The sequence below is a fragment of the Collimonas sp. genome (assembly GCF_039923675.1).
Taxonomy (GTDB): Bacteria; Pseudomonadota; Gammaproteobacteria; order Burkholderiales; family Burkholderiaceae_D; genus Collimonas.
Map to the genome: position 1 here is coordinate 186,099 of NZ_JBDTCG010000052.1, position 21,296 is coordinate 207,394.

A 21,296-nucleotide genomic window follows, 5' to 3' on the forward strand; every position below is an offset into this window, starting at 1 on the left:
CTATACCGCAAAGATGCAATATGGAAATGACATTTAATGTTAAAAACAACTCCCGCCTAGCAAAGTAACATTGGCGAATCAGTAATAAATAATCTGCACCACCACGATCGCTTCAAACGGCCCGATTTTCGGATCCCCCAGGGGCACCATCGTCGCGCTGAACGGCACATCGATATGGCTCACATCGGCCGCAAAATTCGCCAGGGGAAACGGTTCATTGATGGGCAGCAGATTGCCGCCGCCATCTTTTATCTGTATCCCGAACTGGCTATCGCCGGCCGGCAAAATCGTGTTCGGTCCACTCTGGTTGGCGGTATTGAAATAGGCGCCGACATTGATCGGACTATTGCATTGCTTATCCAGCGCCAGGCTGAACGGCTTGGTCGGATTCGGCGGCGAAAAGCCCGTGGTGGTTTTTTGCACCTGCCCGAAATCGATGATTCCCGGCTCTGGCGTCACCGTTACATCCACGGTACAAGGCGTGCCGACAATGTTTTGCAAGCCGCTCAACTGATAGCGGAAATTGCCAAAGGGATTGCCGGCGCCGCCATTCAATCCATACGCGCCGTCAAACTGGAATACATCATAGGTATCTTGCGGCGGTCGTTGAAACGGCAGCAAGCCGCGCTTGCGGATAACTACCTGAAACGTGATGGCTGGCTGCACCAATGAACACGCCAGCATGTCTGCATCGTTGGCTGCGCCGGGGCACCCGGGAGAGGTGAACCCGGTAAAAACGCCGGCGCGCGGGGTGGAGCTCCAGTCGCCATCCCAAGCGTACACCCCTTTGTACAACAAGCCGAATTCGATGCCCCAGCCCTGCGTATTCAAATTTGCCGGATTGCCGTAGAAATAAATAGGATCGTCTTCGGCAAAATGCTGGTCGCGTACCTTCCAGCATCTGGCTGGAACAGTGTGGGTTTTCGAATACCAGATGATCGTACCGTCAGGAACAGAATCCGGCACCGATACCGGTCCGATCGATTCCGTCAGATAGCTGCCGTCGGTCAGGGAACTGCATTGCAAAGCTGAGGCCGAATGCGCAAAAAAGCAGGCGCAGCACAACAGCAGCAATCGGAACCATCGGACGCCATGCCATCTCATCCGGCAAGCTGCGACGTTCATGGCTGCACGCCCTTGCACACATTCGCACTGCAACTGAATTCGGAATCTGTCTGGCCACCGAAATCGTTCATGTGCGAGACATACAATTTACTGAAACCGAAATCCTTTACCGCCACATCAACCTTGCTCATCGGACTGATCATGACGGTTTCCATCGGCACTTTGATTTTGTCCACGCCAGCCAGGAAACCAACCACCGTGACATGGAAAGGCGTCGGGTTATCGATCACTATCTTCTTTGCCACCGGATCGAGTTGCAAGTTCAGGCTGAGGCCGACATCTTCGCCGCGCTTCGGCTGCACGCCCTTGGGGCGATAGAACAACTTGAGCTTGGACTGCAGCGCGATTTGCATGGCGTTGACCGCTTCGCTCTTCGGTGGAATCTCCCGGATGTTCAGGTAAAACACCGATTCGCGGTCGTGCGGCAAGGCGTCGCCGGGCAGCTTGACGATACGCAAGACGTTGCTGTCGTTCGGCTCGACCCGCAGCAACGGCGGCAGCACCATGAACGGCGCAGAAACCTTGACGCTCTTCTCATCCTCGATCCAAGACTGCACGACAAACGGCAGTTTTGGATTCTTATTGCTGATCGTCACGCTCACCGACGGCTCGCCTTCGGAGTAAATCACCCGCGTACGGTCGGGCACGATCGCCGCGTGCGCCAGCATCGGCAGGTTCAAGGCGCACAGCGTCAGCACGCGCCATGCCATTTGCATCAGCGTCTGCGGACGCAACTGCTTGATTGGTTTTGTCTTGGTGTTCATATCAATACTCCTGAATATTTCCGAATGGATTTCAACGGCTTGCCGCCTTGAGGGATTCGCGTTGGCAAGCTACCGGCGAGGCCGTTCCCGTCAGCACCTGATCGGCCGGCAACGCCGCCAGCTTGCAGCTTTGATCGTCGCCCCAGCGCGCCACCAGTTCCGCATCTGGCTTGACGCCGGTCAGATAGGTAATGCCGTGCTCGCCGACGATGCCGACCTCCTTGTTGCTCTTGCTGTCCTGTACCGAGGCGCCGAACGGCACGTCCTTGCCGCCTGCCTGGCTCAGGATGATGTAAGCGTTGCGCCCACGCGCCACCGAAAAATTGACGTAGCCGATGGCGCCGTCTGTCAACGCCAGATGACGCACCGGATTACCGACATCGGTGTTCAAAGGCAGCTTGTTCATGTTGATGCGCGCATCGTAAGCCTGGAATGCCGGCAGGCTGTCGATCACTGCATAGCCCGCGGTATTGGAACGCACCTGTCCGGAAAAGGCGACATCCGGCACGCCGTCGGTGGACACCAGCAGGCGCGTATCACCGTTAGAGCCATTGCCATGCGGCGTCACGCCATATTTTGTGACGACCACGGAGCCGTCAATTTCCGCTGACGCGGCGCTATAGTTGCCTGCATCCGCAGACATCGATGCATGTGCGCGATAGAACGAGGTCTTCTTGCCGACATAGGCGCTGATCGATGGATTGCCGCCACCGACACCGCCATACAACTGATAGTTGACGCCATCGCCGTTATCGCCGCTGTAGCCCGTGTTGGTCGAAGTGCCGCCGTAGCTGGTGCTTTGCACATTGGTGGAGATCATCGACATGGTGCCGAGCGGAATCGTCAAGCCGGCATAGACCTGGGTGTTGCTGCCGGTGTAATCCTTGCTGCGATAGGCGGAAAAATTCACGCTGACATTGCGCAGTGTGCCGATTGACACAGTGCGCGCCAGCGACAAGCCGAAGCGGTCGGTGGGCGCCACATCCCAGTACGTGGAGTGATCGTAGGACAAGTTGGTCGAGACACCGGAAAAACGCTTGGCCAATGTCACCGAATAGCGTTGCTTGCCGGCGTTCAGTGCATAGGAAAAAGGATCGCCGGTAAATTGCGAAAAATTGCTGAAAGTGCGGTCCGAAAAGCGATAGCCGAAGAACCGCAGGTCGGTATCTATCTTGTCGAAATGCTTGGAATAATTCATCCGGTAGGAATTGCCGGAAGTGGATTCGCCGTTCCACCATAGCTTGGCGCGCGAAGTCGTGAGGTCTGCCGATACGGCGCCGTAGGCGCCGAAGTCTTTCCCGGTTCCTGCCGCCAGCGCGGTATATCCGGACGCCGCAATCATGCCGCCATATACCGTCCAGTCATAGGGCAGGCCGTAAGCTATTTCAGCGGCGGTGAACGCCGGGGTAATGCCGCGGGCGCCAAACAGTCGCGGCTGGCCGGCGCTGATCTTGTAGCGCAGTTCTCCCTGGCGTGAAAGAAAAGGCACTGCCGCGGTGGCGACTGTAAATTTCTGTTCAGTGCCGTCTTCCTCTTGCACAGTCACATCCAGCGTACCCTGCACGCTGCTGTTCAGGTCCTGGATGCTGAACGCTCCCGGCGTCACCTTGGTCGAGTACAAGACACGGCCTTGCTGGGCGACGGTCACCGTGGCGTTGGTGCGCGCCACGCCGTTGATCAGCGGCGCGTAGCCGCGCAGGTTGGGCGGCAGCATGCGATCGTCGCTGCTCAATGTCGCGCCACGCAGGGCAAACGTGTCGAACACGTCTGAGTTCAGATAGTTGTCGCCGATCGACAGATCCGATCGGATCCCCGGCAAAGCACGATATGCATATAGCCGGTTGAGTTGAAACGATTTGTTGTCCGAGCCGAAGTTCTGGTCGCCGGAACTGTTCTGCGCCTGGTAATCGGCGCGTAGGCGCCATGGACCAAGATTGCCGCCTGCCGTGCCATAGCTGCTCAAGGTATTGACCTGGTTGCTGCTGCCATACAGGTTGGAGCGGCGCGTATTGGCGATGACGCGATAATCAAGCAACATGCCGTCGACGCCGTCGCTCCAGCCTGCCGGAGGAATGTAGTTGGGGTCGTCGTATTCAAACGACGCTTGCGGAATGCTGATCGCCAGGCGGCCGGTTTTCTTGATGTACCTGATGGCGACATCATCGATCGCGTCCAGCCTCACACAGGCGCCTGCCGCCGTGCGTGGCAGCTCCGCAAAGAGCGCAGGCTTGAGCCCGAACGTGGCCACCAGCGCCTCGGGCAAGCACGGATAACTCTCCTGCCCATTCTCAGCCGCTATGAATTCGATTGTCTGCTGCGCATAAAACTGCCGGTTAACCGCGACATCCAGCACATACTTTCCCGGCGCCGTATAGTTGGCGCGCGCGAATTGCTCAAGGTTCACATCCGAATTGCCATCGATGTTGAGGAAGGTCGAATTGAATTCGATCGCCCTGCCCTGGCTGGCGATGAACAATGCCGCTAACAGTAAAAACTGGCGATATGGCACAACCGATACCTTTGGAAACGTTGGGAGCACTGGATGACAAAGAAGAAAAAGGGAGCACGCGCCCCCTTTTTGGGTCAATCGCTAAAACGCCGCGATTAGTTGTAGGCCACGGTGAAGTTGGCGACGGAGTCAGCTTCGCCGGTTGTCACGGATGCCGCGGTCGCTTCGTACATGGCAGCGAAAGAGACTGTGTTATTGCCGTTTTGCAGAGAAACCGGCGCCACTTGCTGCTTGCCGTTGTCGAGGAATTCGCCAGCGCTGGCTTGCAGGCGGATGCCGACATTCTTGGCCAGGCCGGTAGTAGCGAACAAGCCTGGAACCACCGGGTCCTGGGTACCGGTAAATGTGAATTGCGCGTTCTTCTGGGTCGAGGTATCGCACTCGGTCAGGATGATGTCGAACTTGGTAGGATCCGAACGATCGCCCACTGCCTTGAATCGGTTGGAAGGCACCTGGCCCAGTGAAACGGTCTGGTCCAGCGAGCTTGGGTCGATGCCGCATGCGCCCGATACGATTTCACCGATGAAGCGGATGGTGCCTGGGTTACCGGTAGCTGGCGCGGCATGCGCGAACGAAGAAAACAAAGCGATGACAGCAGTAGCAGCAACTAATTTTTTCATGATGATGTAATTCCACTTAATTAAAAAGATAGCGTTGAAAAGCAGCCCAGGCTGAAGGGCCGCCACGCCGAATGCCTTCTGTTGGTTACCCGCTTTGGGTTACAGCCTCAGAAAGAGCTGGCATTCCGGTGAAGCGAAGTATCTGTCTTAGGAAAAACCAAAAACATAGGACTTGTCCTAAAAAATTTTGTATTTTGTTAAACAATGTGCCTTGCTGCAGTTCAACGAAAGCCGGCTTCGGCATTGCCTTGTCTCAGAAAAAGGCGAAAAAAAGCCCTCTGACGAGGGCTTTCGGGAATGGAGCGTTAAGGCTGTGCGGCGATGACTCTAGCGAGAGCGCCCGGACGTTGAACGAAGAGTGCTCACAACGGATCCGGCCAGACGCGCATCGCTTGCGCGCCTATCGCCAGCAGTTTTTCCCGGCTGGCGTTATCGCGCGCCTGGGTTGACATGCCATGGATGACTGTCACGAAGAAACTGGCCAGCGCCGCCGTATCGGTATCTGCTGCCAGATCGCCTTCGCTAACGCCGCGGTCCAGACGAACCTTGATGCCGTTCTCCATCTGCATCCGGTAATCCGCCAGCACCTCCTGCACATGCGATGACGCCGCAGTGCAATTGGTGGCCGAGGTGACCACCATGCAGCCGGGCGGCTGGTTGGGATCGCTTTGCGACACCGCAATGACCTCAAGATAACTGCGGATGGCCTCCTTGGCGGTCAGCGCTTCGGCGGCAATCGAGGCAAAGAAACAGGGTTTCTTCTCTAGATAATATTCGACCGCTTCCAGGAACAAGCGTTCCTTGTCGCCAAATGCGGTGTACAGACTGGGCGGGGTGATCCCCATGGCGCTGGTCAGGTCGTTGAGCGAAGTCGCCTCATACCCGTAACGCCAAAAAACCAGCATCGCGCTTTCCAGCGCTTGTTCCCTATCGAAGGATAAAGGGCGGCCGGGCTTCTTGCGCGGCTTGGTCTGTGTCATTTCCATAGTGATCGATATTAAACTACTTGACAGCGGAAAACAACCCCGCTAGAGTCGCACTCTAATTCATAGTGATCGCTATTGAATTGTGATTGTTGCGCCACAGATATGGCCTTGAGGAAAATTTAGTGTCGCACAGAATCATGTTTCGCGTATTTGCCGGCTTGTTTTTTAACTTTTGAATAAGGGCAACCAGGAGGATTTGGAGGATCAGACAAGAAGTGCGTAGTAAGCGGCTATCGGCCACCAGCTCGCAAGCTCTATATTGCTAATCGTGACTTGAAGCAATTGCCCGATTTCTCAAAACACCCCTTCCCGAGCCCGGCCTGCCTATCTGAAACAGCCGCTCGCACCATTATTTCCGAATCGCCGTTCTCTACAACTTTCTTTACCAGTTTTTTTGCAATTTATTCAGCTTTCAATTTCGCCTTATCTCGTCACCAGGGGTCCCAAAATGCATACTTCGACACCATTATTTTCACGTAAAGCCATCGCGATCGCCGTCGGCATCGTCATCCTTGCCGCCGCCGGCACTTTCACGCTTACCAGCCGCGCCGCCAAACCGGCCAGCCCGCCGCCAGCCGCGGCATCTGTCTCGGTAGCGGCGGCACTGGAAAAATCCGTCACTGAATGGGATGATTTTTCAGGCCGTATCGAAGCCATCGAGCGCGTAGAAATACGTCCACGCGTCTCCGGCACCATCGATGCCGTGCATTTCCAGGAAGGCCAACTGGTCAAGAAAGGCGACCTGCTGTTCACCATCGATCCACGCCCTTACCAGGCCGAACTGGCGCGCGCGGTCGCTACCCAGGCCGGCGCCCAGGCCGGATTGTCGCTGGCGAAAACCGAACTGGCCCGCACCAGCCGCCTGATCGAAGAACACGCGGTGGCGCAGCGTGAACTGGACCAGCGCAACAACGCCCTGCTGGAAGCTGACGCCGGCTTGAAAGCAGCGGATGCGGCCGTATTGACCGCCCGCCTCAACCTGCAATACACCGCGATTGCGGCTCCGGTCAGCGGCCGGGTGTCACGCGCTGAAATCACCGTGGGCAACCTGGTCGGGGCCGGCGTCAGCTCCCCTGCCCTGACTACCGTCGTGTCGGTATCGCCGGTGTACGTCAACTTTGAAGTCGATGAGCAAACCTACATCCGCTACGCCGCCAACGGCGCGGTCGGCAACTCCGGCGTCAGCCATCTGCCGGTCTCCATCGGACTCGCGAGCGAAGACGGCTATCCGCACCAGGGCCAGATCAAGGCTTTCGATAACCGCCTCGACACGGCATCCGGCACGATGCGGGTACGCGCGGTATTCGACAATCCGAACGGCACGCTGACTCCCGGCATGTACGCGCGCGTGCGCACCGGCGGCTCGGCGGCGGAAACCGCCGTGCTGATCGACGACAAGGCGGTCGGCACCGATCAGGACAAAAAGTACGTCATGGTGCTGGGCGCCGACAACAAGGTTACCTATCGCACGGTCAAGCTCGGCCCGGTCGTCGACGGCTTGCGCGTAGTGCGCTCCGGCCTCAAGAAGGATGAACGGATTGTCGTCAACGGCTTGCAACGGATCCGGCCGAACGACCTGGTCACACCGGTGACGGTGGCCATGAGCGGTGAAGACCTCGCGCCAGCGAAGGATGCATTAGCCGTGGCTGCAGCTAAATAACAAGGGCGCCGACGATTATTTTCTATCGCATCGACGTTATATACAGGCAAAAATTCAGGCAGAAATACAGGCAGAGCCCAACATTATGAATATTTCTAAATTCTTTATCGACCGTCCCATTTTTGCGGGCGTGTTATCTGCGATCATCTTGATCGGCGGCCTGATTTCCATGCTCAGCCTGCCGATCTCCGAATACCCGGAAGTGATTCCGCCCTCGGTGATCGTCAAGGCGCAGTATCCAGGCGCCAACCCGCAAACCATCGCGGAAACCGTTGCCACGCCGATCGAGGAACAGATCAACGGCGTCGAGGGCATGCTGTACATGTCTTCGCAAGCGACTTCCGACGGCCTGATGACGCTGACCATCACCTTCAAGCTCGGCACTTCGCCCGACCTGGCGCAGCAGCTGGTGCAAAACCGCGTCAACCAGGCGTTGCCAAGGTTGCCGGATGTGGTGCAGCGGCTCGGCGTCACCACGGTCAAGAGCTCGCCCAACCTGACCATGGTGGTGCATTTACTGTCGCCTAACGACCGCTACGATATGGCCTATCTGCGCAACTACGCGGTGCTGAACGTCAAGGACCGCCTGGCGCGCTTGCCCGGCATCGGTTCGGTGCAGTTGTTCGGCTCCGGCGATTACTCGATGCGGGTCTGGCTCGATCCACGCAAGGTGGCTGAACGCGGTTTGGCTGCGACCGATGTGGTCAACGCCATCCGCGAACAGAACGTCAACGTCGCCGCCGGCGTGATCGGCGCTTCGCCTTCCGTGCCTGGCGTGAACTACCAGATCTCGGTAAATGCCCGCGGCCGCCTGGCGAACGAAGAAGAGTTCGGCAACATCGTCATCCGCACTTCGCAGGATGGCGTGGTGACCTACCTGAAAGATGTCGCGCGGATCGAACTCGGCGCCAGCGAATACGCACTGCGCTCGCTGCTCGACAACAAGCAAGCCGTGGCGATTCCGATCTTCCAGGCGCCCGGCTCGAACGCCTTGGAAATTTCCGACAACGTACGCGCCACCATGGCCGAACTGAAGAAAGACATGCCGGAAGGCGTCGACTACAAGATCGTCTACGATCCGACCCAGTTCGTCCGTTCGTCGATCGAAGCCGTGGTGCACACGCTGCTGGAAGCGATCCTGCTGGTGGTGATCGTGGTGATCATTTTCCTGCAAACCTGGCGCGCCTCGATCATCCCCTTGCTGGCGGTGCCGGTATCGGTCATCGGTACTTTTGCAGTGATGATGGGCCTCGGCTTTTCGATCAACGCGCTGAGCCTGTTCGGGCTGGTGCTAGCCATCGGGATCGTGGTCGATGACGCCATCGTGGTGGTGGAAAACGTCGAACGGAATATCGAAAACGGCCTGTCCGCCAAGGAAGCGACCTATAAAGCGATGCGCGAAGTCTCCGGACCGATCGTCGCCATCGCCCTGACCTTGTGCGCCGTGTTCGTGCCACTGGCTTTCGTCAGCGGCCTGACCGGTGAGTTCTTCAAGCAGTTTGCGCTGACCATTGCCATTTCGACCGTGATCTCGGCCTTCAACTCGCTGACCTTGTCGCCGGCCCTGGCAGCCCTTCTGCTGAAAGGCCATGGCGCCAAGAAAGACGGATTCCAACGCGCCATCGACAGCGTCTTCGGTGGCTTCTTCACCGTGTTCAACCGCGTCTTCCATCGCGGCTCGACCTCATATGGCGAAGGCGTGACAGGTATCCTCAAACGCAAGACGGCAGCACTCGGCGTCTACGCGGTATTGATCGGCCTCACCATGCTGCTGTTCCATACCGTGCCGAACGGCTTCATCCCGGCGCAGGACAAGCAGTATCTGGTCGGCTTTGCCCAGCTGCCGGATGCCGCTTCGCTGGACCGCACCGAGGATGTGATGCGCAAGATGTCAGACATCGCGCTGAAACAGCCTGGCGTCGAATCCGCCGTGGCTTTCCCCGGCCTGTCGATCAACGGCTTCGTCAACAGCCCGAACTCCGGCATCGTGTTTACTACACTCAAGCCGTTTGACGAGCGCCGTGGCGCAGATCAAAGTGGTGTAGCGATTGCGCAACAGCTGAACCAGAAATTCTCGGCAATCCAAGGCGCCTTCATCGCCGTGTTCCCGCCGCCGCCGGTACAGGGACTGGGCACTATCGGCGGCTTCAAGCTGCAGATCGAAGACCGTGGCGCGTTGGGCAATCAGGCGCTGAACGATGCACTACAAGCATTCATGGCGAAAGCGCACCAGGCGCCGGAACTGGCGGGTATGTTCTCCAGCTTCCAGATCAATGTGCCGCAGCTGTATGCGGACGTCGACCGCGTGCGGGCGCAGCAACTGGGCGTATCGATCCCGTCGGTGTTCGATACCTTGCAGATATATCTGGGCTCTTTGTACGTGAACGATTTCAACAAGTTCGGCCGCACCTTCCAGGTCCGGGTTCAGGCGGATGCGCCGTTCCGCGCCCACGCTGAAGATATCGGCTTGCTGAAAGCGCGCAACGACAAGGGTGAAATGGTGCCGCTGTCGTCGTTGCTGAAGATGACCCAAAGCTATGGCCCCGACCAAGCGGTGCGCTACAACGCCTTCCCGTCGGCCGACGTCAATGGCGGACCGGCGCCGGGCTACAGCACCGGCCAGGCGCAGGCAGTGGTGGAACGCATCGCCGCTGAAACCCTGCCGCGCGGCATCAGCTACGAGTGGACCGAAATCACCTACCAGGACAAGATCGCCGGCAATACGCTGTTCATCATCTTGCCGCTGTCGATCCTGCTGGTGTTCTTTGTGCTGGCCGCGCAATATGAGAGCCTGACCTTGCCGCTGGCGGTGCTGCTGATCGTGCCGATGGGGATACTCTCTGCAATTGCCGGCGTGTGGCTGACCAAGGGCGACAACAACATCTTCACGCAGATCAGTCTGATCGTGCTGGTCGGACTGGCGTGCAAGAACGCCATCCTGATTGTCGAGTTTGCCCATGAACTGGAATTGCAGGGCCGCTCCATCTATGCCGCCGCGATTGAAGCTGCGCGCCTGCGTCTGCGGCCTATCCTGATGACCTCGATCGCCTTTATCGCGGGTGTGGTGCCACTGATCCTGTCGAGCGGCGCCGGCGCAGAAATGCGCCATGCGATGGGCGTGGCCGTGTTCTCGGGAATGATCGGGGTGACTGCTTTCGGCCTGTTCCTGACGCCGATCTTTTATGTATTGCTGCGCACCCTGGCGTCGCGCTGGACACATCCCAAGCATGAAGCCGAGGCGTATCACAATAACAATGGCCACGGCCCTGCCCCGCATGGCGGTGCGACGCTGGTGATCGCGACTGCGGCGCAAATTGAAGGAATCTAAACATGAAAACATTTAATTTGGACTTGACTGCGCTAAAACTGACCGCGCTGATGGCGGCGCTGGTGCTGGCGGGCTGCTCCACCACCAAACCGCCTGAGCAAGTAGCGATCGACATGCCGGCCCAGTACCGGGAAACGGCGGCACTCGACGGCAACTGGAAAGTGGCGCAGCCGGCCGACGCTGCTGATCGCGGCGCCTGGTGGCTGGTATTCAACGATGCCGAACTCAGCAAGCTGATCGACGACGCCACCCAGTCCAGCCCGACGCTGGTGATGGCGATGGCGCGCGTCAAGGAGGCCCGCGCCACTGCCGGCCTGGCCGATGCCGACCGGGCGTTCCAGCTGGGCGTGGGCTTCGGCCCGACGCGCCAAGGCACGGCCAATGGCGCCTCGACTCAATGGCAGGCACAACTAGGCGCGTCCTATGAAGTCGACCTGTTCGGCCGTCTGTCGGACAGTAGCCGCGCCGCCCGCCTCGATGCCGAAGGACAGGAAGCCGCCTACCGCTCGGTGCTGCTCGCTTTGCAAGCCGACGTCGCCCAGCAGTATTTTGCGATTCGTTCGCTCGATTCGGAACTCGACGTATTGCAGCAAACCGTCAAGCTGCGCCAGGAAAACCTGCGCCTGGTGCAGCATCGTTATGACGCCGGCGACACCAGCGAGCTGGATGTAGCGCAAGCCCAGACCGAGCTGTCGGTGACCCAGGCCGAACAGGAAGGCGTCAGCCGCAGCCGCGCCCAGCGCGACCATGCCTTGGCGATCCTGCTCGGCAAGGCGCCGGCGCAGTTCACGCTGGCGAGCGCACCGCTGGAGCCGGTCACGGTCAGCGTGCCGCCCGGCTTGCCGTCTGACCTGCTGGAACGGCGTCCGGACATCGCCCAGGCGCAGCGCCAGCTGGCAGCAGCCAGCGCCCGTATCGGCGTCGCCAAGGCTGGTTTCTTCCCGAGCCTGGTGCTGACCGCTTCCGGTGGTTTCGCTTCGGACGCGCTGCACAACCTGTTCCAGTGGTCCAGCCGCAGCTGGATGCTGGGGCCGCTGGTCGGCAGCATCCTGAACATGCCTTTGCTGGATGGCGGCCGCAACAAGGCCAACCTGGCCAAGGCCGACGCCAACTATGAGTCGGTGGTAGCGAACTATCGGCAACAGGTGCTGGTCGGCTTCCAGGATGTGGAAGACAACCTGAGCGCCATGCGCACCCTGGATAATCAGATCCGCTTCCAGGAGGACGCGGTGAAATCGGCGCAACTGGCCGCACGTCTCGCCGATTCGCGCTACAAGAATGGCTCGACCAGCTATTTTGAAGTCATCGATGCACAACGCTCCAGCCTCTCCGCGCAGCGGTCGAAGAGCCAAAGCGTTGGCCAGCGGGCGGTCGCTTCGGTCGGACTGATCCGGGCGTTGGGTGGCGGCTGGAATGCGCCTGCAAACACTGCGGCTCTGGCGATGGCAAAATAGCAATTAATTGATGGTGTAAAAATGTGAAAGTGGCGATGCCTGACGTAACGTCAGGACATCGCCATTTTTTCAGATACCGCTTGCGCGACATTTATCGGCAGTTTAGTCTTTCAGCAACGCCAACCTGCCCTCGCAAACATGTCAACTCTTACGCCATCTGCACATCACGCCGACCAAGCTGAAATTGACGCATTGGTACAGGCCTTCTTTTCCGTATTCACCAACAAGAACGGCGTCAAGCCGGATGTCGACGCCATCCATCGCATGTTCATTCCTCAAGGATTGATCACCAAGTGCAGCGGCGCAGAACGCGACATCTACACGCTCCGGCAATTTATCGAACCGCGCCTGAAACTGCTGAACGGCGGCCGGCTGGTGGATTTTCAGGAACAGGAAGTCTCAGCCCGCACCGATATTTTCGGCGGCATCGCACAGCGCTACTGCGTATATGAAAAGAGCGGCGTGCTGGATGGCAAGGCGTTCCATGCCTATGGCGTCAAGACCCTGCAACTTATCCGCATGACGGACGGCTGGAAGATGGTGTCGCTGGCATGGGAGGATGAACGGGAAGGACTCGCTGTCCCGGATCAATTCAAAACCAGAACTTAATCCCGGAATTAATTCCGAACTTAATCCCGAATGTCGCGCAAAGGCGAAACCTTTATCAGCCCGAAAGTCAGCAGGCCACCACCCACCGCAATCGCAATCAAGCCGCTGCGTACCCCCAGATGCTCAGCGATCCAGCCGGCCGACAAGGCGCCCAGCGGCGCCGCCGCAACGGTCATGAAACGCATGGTCGACACCATGCGGCCGTGGAACGCATCCGGCGTCAACTTCAGGCGCAAGGCCAGGTACGGCATGAAATACAGCATGGCGCTGCAATCGAAGACAAACACCACGATGCCGTAAGCCAGCGCGCTCATCAGCGACGAGCCGAACAGCGCCGGCGGAATCATCGCCAGCAGCATCCACGCCAGCGCCGTGCCGCCAAGGCCGATCAGGATCGTGCGGCCGCTGCCGAACTTGCGCGACAGCGGTTTCAGCAGCATCGAACTGACCAGCACGCCCAAGCCGCCCAGCGTTTGCGCCGCGCCCAGCACGCCCGGCGACATGTCCAGCTGGCGGGTGGCAAACAGAATCTGCAGCGCCAGGTAACCGTTAAACAGGATTTGCCAGAGCGCAGTGCCCCAGGCCAGCGCCCACAGCACTTCGTGATTTTTCACCATCTTGATGCCATCCACCATCTCGCGGAACGGATGACGGTTGGATGGCGCCGGATAAGGATCGCGCTTGCGCAGATAGCGCAGGTTCCACCATGAGACCAGGAAGCTGAGCGCATTCACCAGCACCGCCACTGGCGCCGTCAGTACTTGCACCAGCATGCCGGCGATGCCGGGGCCGATCAGGCGCGCCATCGAATCGGTGGCGGCAAATTTGCTTTGCGCGTCGAGCAAGTGTTCACGCCCAACCAGCTGCGCCAAAAACACCTGGGCAGCGCTGCCGCCCACCACGAAACCGATGCCCATCATGAATCCCACCGCGTACAGCACATGCATCGACAACAGCCCCAACCAGTAACTGATGGGTATCATTACCAGTACACAGCCGAACATGAACTCCGACCACAGCAGCACCGGATATTTACTGCGGCGATCGAGCCAGACCCCGGCAGGCAGCGAAAACAAGGCGAACGGCAGTGTCTGCAAGGCGATCAACAAGCCCATCTGCGCCGGCGTCGCGTGCAGCAACAGCACGGCGGTGAGCGGAATGGCAAGGCTGCTGATTTGTTCGCCGAAGCTGGCGATGGTGGTGGTCAGCCAGAAGCGGCGGAAGTCGTAGTGGCGCAGCATCGGATCGACCGACAGCTTGCGCATGAAAAATAGACGGATTGCAGTAAAAATGATGGCAACTCTTTGAAAGCAGCGAACTGGGTAAGCAAGCGAAGTGAGTGAGTGCGAGGCCGAAGATTCCCGATAGGAACCTTGTACAAATGATACCCGTATTGCGCAATACTTTACTTGGTTTCGCAAATTAAATATGCGCTTTTCATCTCGGATGAAACACATTTCTGAGCGCGTCTGGTGCGGCAGTTTTCCATCTTGATTCAATCACTATATTGGTGCCAAAAAATTAATTATATGAGCGCGCCAAGCAATTTAAGACGACTGGTCATATAATGGCGGAATGGATAAAATTCACACCCTCAACGACACCCGCGCAACGCTGCTGGAAACCGGGCTCAAGCTATTCGCTGAGCAAGGCTATAACGGCACGGGCATCAAGGAAATCGTCGATGCCGCCGGCGTTCCGAAAGGGTCGTTCTATAACTATTTCAAGAGCAAGGAAGATTTCGGCGGCGAAGTCATCTCGTACTATGCGGACGGTTTTGCCGATAAATGGTCGACGTACTTTGCCGAAGGCCCGGAACCGCCGCTGGCGGCGTTGCGCTACACCTACGAACGCATGATCACTTATCACGAGCAGTGCGAAGTGAAAGCCGGCTGCCTGCTCGGAAATTTTGCGGCGGAAATGTCAGAGTCCAGCGAACTTTGCCGCCTCACCTTGCAAGAAGTGGTGAGCGGCTGGCGCAAGCGGTTTGTCGGCTACCTGCGCCGGGCCCAGGCCGATGGCTCGGTACGCACCGACCTGAGCGCCGAACAGCTCGCCGATTTTTTCTGGAATGCATGGGAAGGCGCTTTGCTGCGCATGAAGATCGAGCGCTCGACGACTCCGGTGCGCGCTTGCGTGGATTTGATGTTCGATTATTTTTTCTTGCCGCAATAATCAGCCGTATCGCCCTTCCCCGCATAGTCCAGCATCATGCAGCAAACGCAAGCGGGAGAAATTGAACGATTTTATAAAAAAGATATTTAAGACGACCGGTCATTTAAAGAATATAGAAATTTGTTTTGTCTGCTGTAACGAAAACCACCCAGCGCCTGAGCGCGTTTTATTAAAGAAGGAATCAATATGAATCACACCAAAGAAGCCCGTACCGAAGACAGTCTGTTCCAACCAGCGCGCATAGGCGACATCGAGGTAGCTAACCGCATCGTCATGGCGCCGCTGACCCGCAACCGCGCCGGCGAAGGCAATGTGCCGAATGAACTCAACCTGAAGTACTACGCCCAGCGCGCAGGCGCAGGCCTGATCGTGACCGAAGCGACCCAGGTGTCTGCGCAAGCCCAAGGCTATGCCAACACTCCCGGCTTGCACACGCCGGAACAAGTCGCCGCCTGGAAAAAAATCACCGACGCCGTGCATGAAAAAGGCGGCCGCATTGTAGTCCAGATCTGGCACACCGGCCGCATGTCGCATGTATCGTTCCAGCCGGACCGCAAAGCGCCGGTAGCGCCATCGGCCATCCGCGCCGACGCCAAGACCTTCGTGGTCGGCGAAGGCTTTGTCGACACCTCGGTCCCACGTGAACTGACCCTCGCCGAAATCCCCGGCATCGTAGATGACTTCCGCCAGACCGCAAGACGCGCGCTGGAAGCCGGCTTCGACGGCATCGAAATCCACGGCGCCCACGGCTACCTGCTCGACAGCTTCCTGCGCGACGGCTCCAACCACCGCACCGACAACTACGGCGGCAGCATCGAAAACCGCGCCCGCCTGTTGCTGGAAGTGGTTGCCGCCACCACCACCGAAATCGGCGGCGGCCGCGTCGGCGTGCGCCTGTCGCCGGTATCGCCAGTCAACGATTCCAGCGAAAGCCAACCGCAACCACTGTTCAACTACGTGGTAGAACAGCTGAATAAATTCGGCCTGGCCTACCTGCATGTAGTAGAAGGCCACACCGGCGGCCCGCGCGACAACGCCCCCTTCGATTACGAAGCCCTGCACCAACGCTTCGACGGCGCCTGGCTGGTGAACAACGGCTACGACCGCATGATGGCCCGCGAAGCCATCGCCAGCGGCCACGGCGACCTGGTCGCCTTCGGCCGCGCCTTCATCACCAATCCGGACCTGGTACACCGTTTGCAGCACAACCTGCCGCTGAATGTGCCGTTCAAAGACGCGCCGCTGTATGGCGGCGAAGGCGAACACGGCTACACCGACTACCCGGCGCTGACTGAAGCATAAGCAACGTCTTCCACGTCTTCTCCAATCCCGCTTGCGCAGTGAAAAATTCAGCGAGCGGGATTTTTTTCGCCTGGAGCTTTGGTCTTGATGTTGCTGCGATTTTTGCAGTTGAAGTTGTTTTTGAAGTTGAGGTTGCTTTTGAAGTTGAAGCTGTTTTTGAAGTACCCCGCATTGAGAACTTGCCAAAAGAGGCGCGTGGCAGTCGGGAATTGTGGAGCACATGTTTGAGCGAAGCGAGTTTGTGCTTCACCCGACTGGCACGCGCCTCTTTTGGGGACCTGACCGAAGGGAAGGCAAGGGCTTTGCGGTCGCCTTTCTTTGCTTACTTTCGGGCGCCCGGCTAGGGGCGAAGCAAAGAAAGTAAGCGGCTGCCGGGCCGCCCCGGCTTGCATCCACGGAGTAGCAAACGCTTCGAATGCAACCGCACGTACTCCGTAGCCCGTTAAAAGGGGTCAGAGTAATTTACGACGATAAAGCCATCGTAAAAAAACTCCGACCCCATTTAACTAAAAAAGTGGGTCGCTGCCCCGAGGTGGATATGCTATTGAGATGCAGGCTTCTCACTACCATACGTAATCGCGAGATACTCCCCGATCTGTTTGACTTGATCGTCGCTCAACGGCGCCCCATAAGCGTGCTGCATCTTGGTCACCTCAGCCGTCCACTGCGTCAACGTCATCTTCCCCGGCTGCTGATTAATATAATCCGCCGAATGGCAAATCGCACACATCTGCGTAGCCACCACATAACCCGGATGCGTAGAAGGCCGCAACTGCGCAGTCTCCTGCGGCAGCGTAATACTCACCGGCGCAGCCACCACACCCGGCGACCATCCCGCAACCCCAAGGAACGCAACAACAACCATCGTTTTAAAATAGTTCATGGCAATCCCCTAAGCGACGCTAATCTTGGTGGTTTCGATCACATTCCGCGCATAGCCCGCCGGATTCCAGGTCGCCACCAACGGCTGCACCTCGCCGCCGTTCGAGGTCGCTCTCACCATCAGCTGCAGCTGCCCCTTGCGCACCGGCGTCAGGCCAAAGCGCCACTCACGAAAAGAATATTTGCCAAGATCCTTGCCCAGCACCGCACTCTTCCAGCTCTGCCCGCCATCCGCGGAAATATCCACCGTCTTGATACCGCTACCGCCATCGAAGGCGATGCCCTTGAGCTCGACCCGCCGTCCGGCATGCACCACCGAACCGTCATGCAGGCTGGTGATGAACGAACGTGTCTTCAAACGCGATATCGGCCGCGTCTTTCCCGGCGCGCTGCCAGGCTCCACGCACATGCATTCGTTATCCGGCACCCGGTACGCGGTCGCCATGAAGAAACCGTCAAAAACATGATCCAGCACTTCAATCTGGTTCAGATGCTTGACCCAATACGTACCGAAGTAACCAGGTACGATCAGCTTGATCGGATAACCGTTAAGAAAAGGAATGTCCGTTCCGTTCATGGACCAGGCGATGATCGGCTCGCCGCTCAGCGCGTGATCGATGTCGAGCGCCTTGATGAAATCCGGCGTAGTCGGTAGCACCGGCTCATCCAGGCCATTGAAGCTGACCTGCCGCGCATCGCCCAGCACGCCGGCATGCTCCAGCACCGCCTTCAACGGCACGCCGATCCAGCGCGCATTGCCCATCGAACCGTTGCCGAGTTGGGCGCCAAATACCCGTGGCGTCGAAAACGCGCGGCTGTTGCCGGAACACTGGTTGACCGCCACCACTTCGACAGCCGGCGCCAGTGCTTTCAGTTCGGCCAGCGACAGCGACAATTCGCGCGTTACCCGGCCGCTGACTTTTAAGCGGTAAGTTCCGGCATCAATAGACGTCGGGATATTCGCCAGGTGATAACGCACGAAAAAAACATCATTAGCAGTGAGCGGCCCTTCGTTGAATACGCTGAAAGGCGTTTCAAGATGCGGCGGACGGGTCGTGATGCGCATCAGCGGCCGCTTTTGCGGATAAGCGATCAGGTCGCGTTCGCCGTTGTCAACCGGGATGCTGCTAGTAGCGGCCGCAAAACTGCGCATGGGCGCAAGCGCCAGTGAAGTGGCCGCAAAACCAGCCTGCTGTAAAAACTTGCGGCGTGCGCCATTGCTTTCATCGAATTTCATGGTGGCCTCCTGTCATATCAATATTGTTGTAATAATCCGAGCTGATCTTCCCGCCAAACGACGATCAGTCGCCTGCCCCACTCACCGTATCAGGTAATATGACAAGAACTTTAGTACGATAATGGCAACCCGTAAAGCAAATTACAAAGCTAGCATCTACCTGCCAAACAGGTAGATCGCAAAGCGCCTATTTTTGGAGAAAACGCATGTCCTCATCACACGCCAGCTTTCATTGGGACGATCCGCTTTTGCTGGAGCAGCAACTCAGCAGCGAGGAACGCATGGTGCGCGACAGTGCCGCCGCCTATGCGCGCGACAAGCTGGTCCCGCGGGTGCTGCTGTCGTTCCGCAATGAACAAACTGATGCCGGGATTTTCCGCGAAATGGGCGCGCTAGGTTTGCTCGGCGCGACCATTCCGGAAGAATACGGCGGCGCCGGCCTGAACTATGTCAGCTACGGCTTGATCGCGCGCGAAATCGAACGCATCGATTCCGGCTACCGTTCCATGATGAGCGTGCAAAGCTCGCTGGTGATGTTGCCGATCTTTGAATTCGGCAATCCCGCCACCAAGAAAAAATACCTGCCGAAACTGGCCAGCGGCGAATTCATCGGCTGCTTCGGCCTGACCGAGCCGGACCATGGCTCCGATCCCGGCAGCATGGTGACGCGCGCACGTAAGGTCGATGGCGGCTATGCCCTCAGCGGCAGCAAGATGTGGATCACCAACAGCCCGATTGCCGATGTCTTTGTGATTTGGGCCAAGGATGACGGGGGCGCGATTCGCGGCTTCATTCTTGAAAAAGGCTGGCAAGGCTTGTCAACGCCGACCATCCACGGCAAGGTCGGCCTGCGCACCTCGATCACCGGCGAAATTGTGATGGACCAAGTGTTCTGCCCTGAAGAAAACGCCTTCCCGGATGTACGCGGCTTGAAAGGCCCGTTCACCTGCCTCAATTCGGCGCGCTACGGCATCGCCTGGGGCGCGCTCGGCGCAGCGGAATTCTGCTGGCATGCGGCACGCCAGTACACCCTGGACCGCAAGCAGTTCGGCCGGCCGCTGGCCGCCAACCAGCTGGTGCAAGTAAAGCTGGTCAACATGCAAACCGAAATCACCATGGCGTTGCAAGGCTGTCTGCGGTTGGGGCGTATGAAAGATGAAGGCAGTGCTTCGGTTGAAATCACTTCCATCATGAAGCGCAATTCCTGCGGCAAGTCGCTCGATATCGCTCGCGTGGCGCGCGACATGTTGGGCGGTAACGGCATTTCCGATGAGTACGGCGTGATCCGCCATCTGGTGAATCTGGAAGTGGTAAATACTTATGAAGGCACGCACGATGTGCATGCGCTGATCCTGGGACGCGCGCAAACCGGCATCGCTGCGTTCGCCAACTAAAGACTTTTAACCGACGCCGAACACCTGCAGCACCAGCCAGATATTCGCTGCCGAGATCAGCACGAACAGCAGCCAGGAGACAGACGCCGTCAGGCGCGAATTGGCGAACACGCCCATGACGTCGCGGCGGCTGGTGAGGCGGATCAGCGGATACATGGCAAATGGCAGCTGCAAACTCAGTACCACCTGGCTCAGCACCAGCAAACGGCCAACCGAATGCTCGCCCCAGGTCAGCACGCCGACCAGCGCCGGGATCAGCGCCAGGCCGCGGGTCAGCAGCCGCCGCTGCCAGCATGGAATTCTCAGGTTGAGAAAACCTTCCATGATCACCTGGCCGGCAATCGTGCCGGTAAAGGTCGAACTCTGGCCGGAAGCCAGCAGTGCCAGGCCGAACAGGATGCTGGCCGCAGCGGTGCCGGCAATCGGATCGAGCAGATGATAAGCCTGGTCGATCTCGATCACCGAAGTATTGCCGGTAACGTTAAAGGCGCTTGCCGCCAGCACCAGGATCGCGGCGTTGATCACCAGCGCCAGCAGTAAAGACACAATCGTGTCGAGCCGCGACAGCTGGATTGCCTGCCTGCGGCTACCGTCATTATCGGCGACCACCCGCGTTTGCACTATCGACGAATGCAGATAGAGATTGTGCGGCATCACTGTCGCTCCCAGGATCCCGATCGCCAGATACAGCGGTTCGCGGCTGGCCAGTGCGCTCAGCGACGGCACCATGCCAGCCGCAACCGCATGCCAGTCGGGCTTCAGGAAAGCCAACTCGACGAACAGGCAGACCGCAATGGTCATCACCAGCCCCAGTATGATGGCCTCGATCTGGCGAAAGCCCTTGCCCTTCAAACCCAGCACCAGCAAGGTGTCGAATGCCGTCAGGAGGACGCCGGCCGGCAGCGACACGCCCAGCAGCAACTTGAACGCCAGCGCGCAGCCCAGCACTTCCGCCAGATCGCAGGCGACAATCGAAATCTCCGCAAAAAACCACATCCCCTTGCTGACTGCAGGACTGTAACGCTCACGCGAATGCACCGCCAGGTCCTTCCCGGTCGCAATCCCCAGCCGCATGCTCAGGCATTGCAGGACAATCGCCGCCAGGCTGGACAGCAACACCACAAACAATAATTGATAGCCGAACTGCGAACCGGCCTGGATCGAAGTGGCCCAGTTACCCGGATCCATGTAGCCCACCGAGATCAGCAAACCGGGGCCGATGAAACGCAGGATTTTTTTCCAGAACGGGCC

17 protein-coding genes are annotated in these 21,296 nt (G+C 58.4%); 8 read left to right on the forward strand and 9 right to left on the reverse strand.

Translation table 11 applies throughout. The features are described 5' to 3' along the window. Positions 1-78: 78 nt before the first annotated feature. The 5 genes from ABI171_RS10485 to ABI171_RS10505 all read right to left on the reverse strand — a co-directional run bounded on the left by ABI171_RS10485 (position 79) and on the right by ABI171_RS10505 (position 6,004). A complete protein-coding gene (locus ABI171_RS10485; RefSeq protein ID WP_348092497.1) occupies positions 79-1,026 on the reverse strand; it encodes a fimbrial protein in 948 nt (315 codons plus the stop codon). Positions 1,027-1,121: 95 nt separating this feature from the next. Then, complete coding sequence (locus ABI171_RS10490) at positions 1,122-1,889, reverse strand: molecular chaperone (RefSeq protein ID WP_348092498.1); 768 nt, start codon at positions 1,887-1,889, stop codon at positions 1,122-1,124. Between the two features lie 31 nt (positions 1,890-1,920). Continuing rightward, complete coding sequence (locus tag ABI171_RS10495) at positions 1,921-4,398, reverse strand: fimbria/pilus outer membrane usher protein (protein WP_348092499.1); 2,478 nt, start codon at positions 4,396-4,398, stop codon at positions 1,921-1,923. 95 nt (positions 4,399-4,493) lie between these two features. After that, a complete protein-coding gene (locus ABI171_RS10500) occupies positions 4,494-5,018 on the reverse strand; it encodes a fimbrial protein (RefSeq protein ID WP_348092500.1) in 525 nt (174 codons plus the stop codon). Between the two features lie 362 nt (positions 5,019-5,380). Further along, positions 5,381-6,004 carry a TetR/AcrR family transcriptional regulator gene (locus tag ABI171_RS10505; protein WP_348092501.1) on the reverse strand — a complete coding sequence of 208 codons (624 nt, stop codon included), beginning with the start codon at positions 6,002-6,004 and terminating at the stop codon, positions 5,381-5,383. A 448-nt stretch (positions 6,005-6,452) separates the two neighbouring features. Here ABI171_RS10505 and ABI171_RS10510 point away from each other — a divergent pair, with 448 nt between their 5' ends. The 4 genes from ABI171_RS10510 to ABI171_RS10525 all read left to right on the forward strand — a co-directional run bounded on the left by ABI171_RS10510 (position 6,453) and on the right by ABI171_RS10525 (position 13,055). Then, positions 6,453-7,664 carry an efflux RND transporter periplasmic adaptor subunit gene (locus ABI171_RS10510; RefSeq protein WP_348092502.1) on the forward strand — a complete coding sequence of 404 codons (1,212 nt, stop codon included), beginning with the start codon at positions 6,453-6,455 and terminating at the stop codon, positions 7,662-7,664. An 85-nt stretch (positions 7,665-7,749) separates the two neighbouring features. Beyond that, entirely contained in the window at positions 7,750-10,992 is a 3,243-nt protein-coding gene (locus tag ABI171_RS10515; protein WP_348092503.1) for an efflux RND transporter permease subunit, read from the forward strand. A 2-nt stretch (positions 10,993-10,994) separates the two neighbouring features. After that, a complete protein-coding gene (locus ABI171_RS10520) occupies positions 10,995-12,446 on the forward strand; it encodes an efflux transporter outer membrane subunit (protein WP_348092504.1) in 1,452 nt (483 codons plus the stop codon). A gap of 138 nt (positions 12,447-12,584) precedes the next feature. Beyond that, on the forward strand, positions 12,585-13,055 hold the full coding sequence (locus ABI171_RS10525) for a hypothetical protein (protein WP_348092505.1): 471 nt from the start codon (positions 12,585-12,587) through the stop codon (positions 13,053-13,055). Positions 13,056-13,075: 20 nt separating this feature from the next. On the opposite strand, the gene ABI171_RS10530 is transcribed toward ABI171_RS10525, so the two are convergent. Further along, a complete protein-coding gene (locus ABI171_RS10530) occupies positions 13,076-14,320 on the reverse strand; it encodes an MFS transporter (RefSeq protein ID WP_348092506.1) in 1,245 nt (414 codons plus the stop codon). Positions 14,321-14,630: 310 nt separating this feature from the next. Between ABI171_RS10530 and ABI171_RS10535 the strand changes: the two genes are divergently transcribed. The 3 genes from ABI171_RS10535 (at position 14,631) to ABI171_RS10545 (ending at position 16,876) form a co-directional block, all read left to right on the forward strand. Beyond that, positions 14,631-15,230 carry a TetR family transcriptional regulator C-terminal domain-containing protein gene (locus ABI171_RS10535; protein ID WP_348092507.1) on the forward strand — a complete coding sequence of 200 codons (600 nt, stop codon included), beginning with the start codon at positions 14,631-14,633 and terminating at the stop codon, positions 15,228-15,230. 186 nt (positions 15,231-15,416) lie between these two features. Next, entirely contained in the window at positions 15,417-16,532 is a 1,116-nt protein-coding gene (locus ABI171_RS10540) for an alkene reductase (RefSeq protein WP_348092508.1), read from the forward strand. Between the two features lie 38 nt (positions 16,533-16,570). Further along, the gene (locus ABI171_RS10545) at positions 16,571-16,876 is read left to right on the forward strand and encodes a hypothetical protein (RefSeq protein ID WP_348092509.1); all 306 of its coding nucleotides are present in this window, start codon (positions 16,571-16,573) and stop codon (positions 16,874-16,876) included. Positions 16,877-17,073: 197 nt separating this feature from the next. Here ABI171_RS10545 and ABI171_RS10550 read toward each other — a convergent pair whose 3' ends face one another. Together ABI171_RS10550 and ABI171_RS10555 are read right to left on the reverse strand one after the other, a co-directional pair. Further along, positions 17,074-17,415, reverse strand: coding sequence for a cytochrome c (locus tag ABI171_RS10550; RefSeq protein ID WP_348092510.1), 342 nt, complete (start codon positions 17,413-17,415; stop codon positions 17,074-17,076). Positions 17,416-17,424: 9 nt separating this feature from the next. Next, entirely contained in the window at positions 17,425-18,651 is a 1,227-nt protein-coding gene (locus ABI171_RS10555; protein ID WP_348092511.1) for a molybdopterin-dependent oxidoreductase, read from the reverse strand. 206 nt (positions 18,652-18,857) lie between these two features. On the opposite strand from ABI171_RS10555, the gene ABI171_RS10560 reads away from it, so the two are divergent. Further along, positions 18,858-20,045 (forward strand): acyl-CoA dehydrogenase, encoded by a 1,188-nt coding sequence (locus ABI171_RS10560; protein ID WP_348092512.1) that lies wholly within the window; start codon positions 18,858-18,860, stop codon positions 20,043-20,045. 6 nt (positions 20,046-20,051) lie between these two features. On the opposite strand, the gene ABI171_RS10565 is transcribed toward ABI171_RS10560, so the two are convergent. After that, positions 20,052-21,296: Nramp family divalent metal transporter (locus ABI171_RS10565; protein ID WP_348092513.1), on the reverse strand; the 1,245-nt coding region annotated here is incomplete at its 5' end.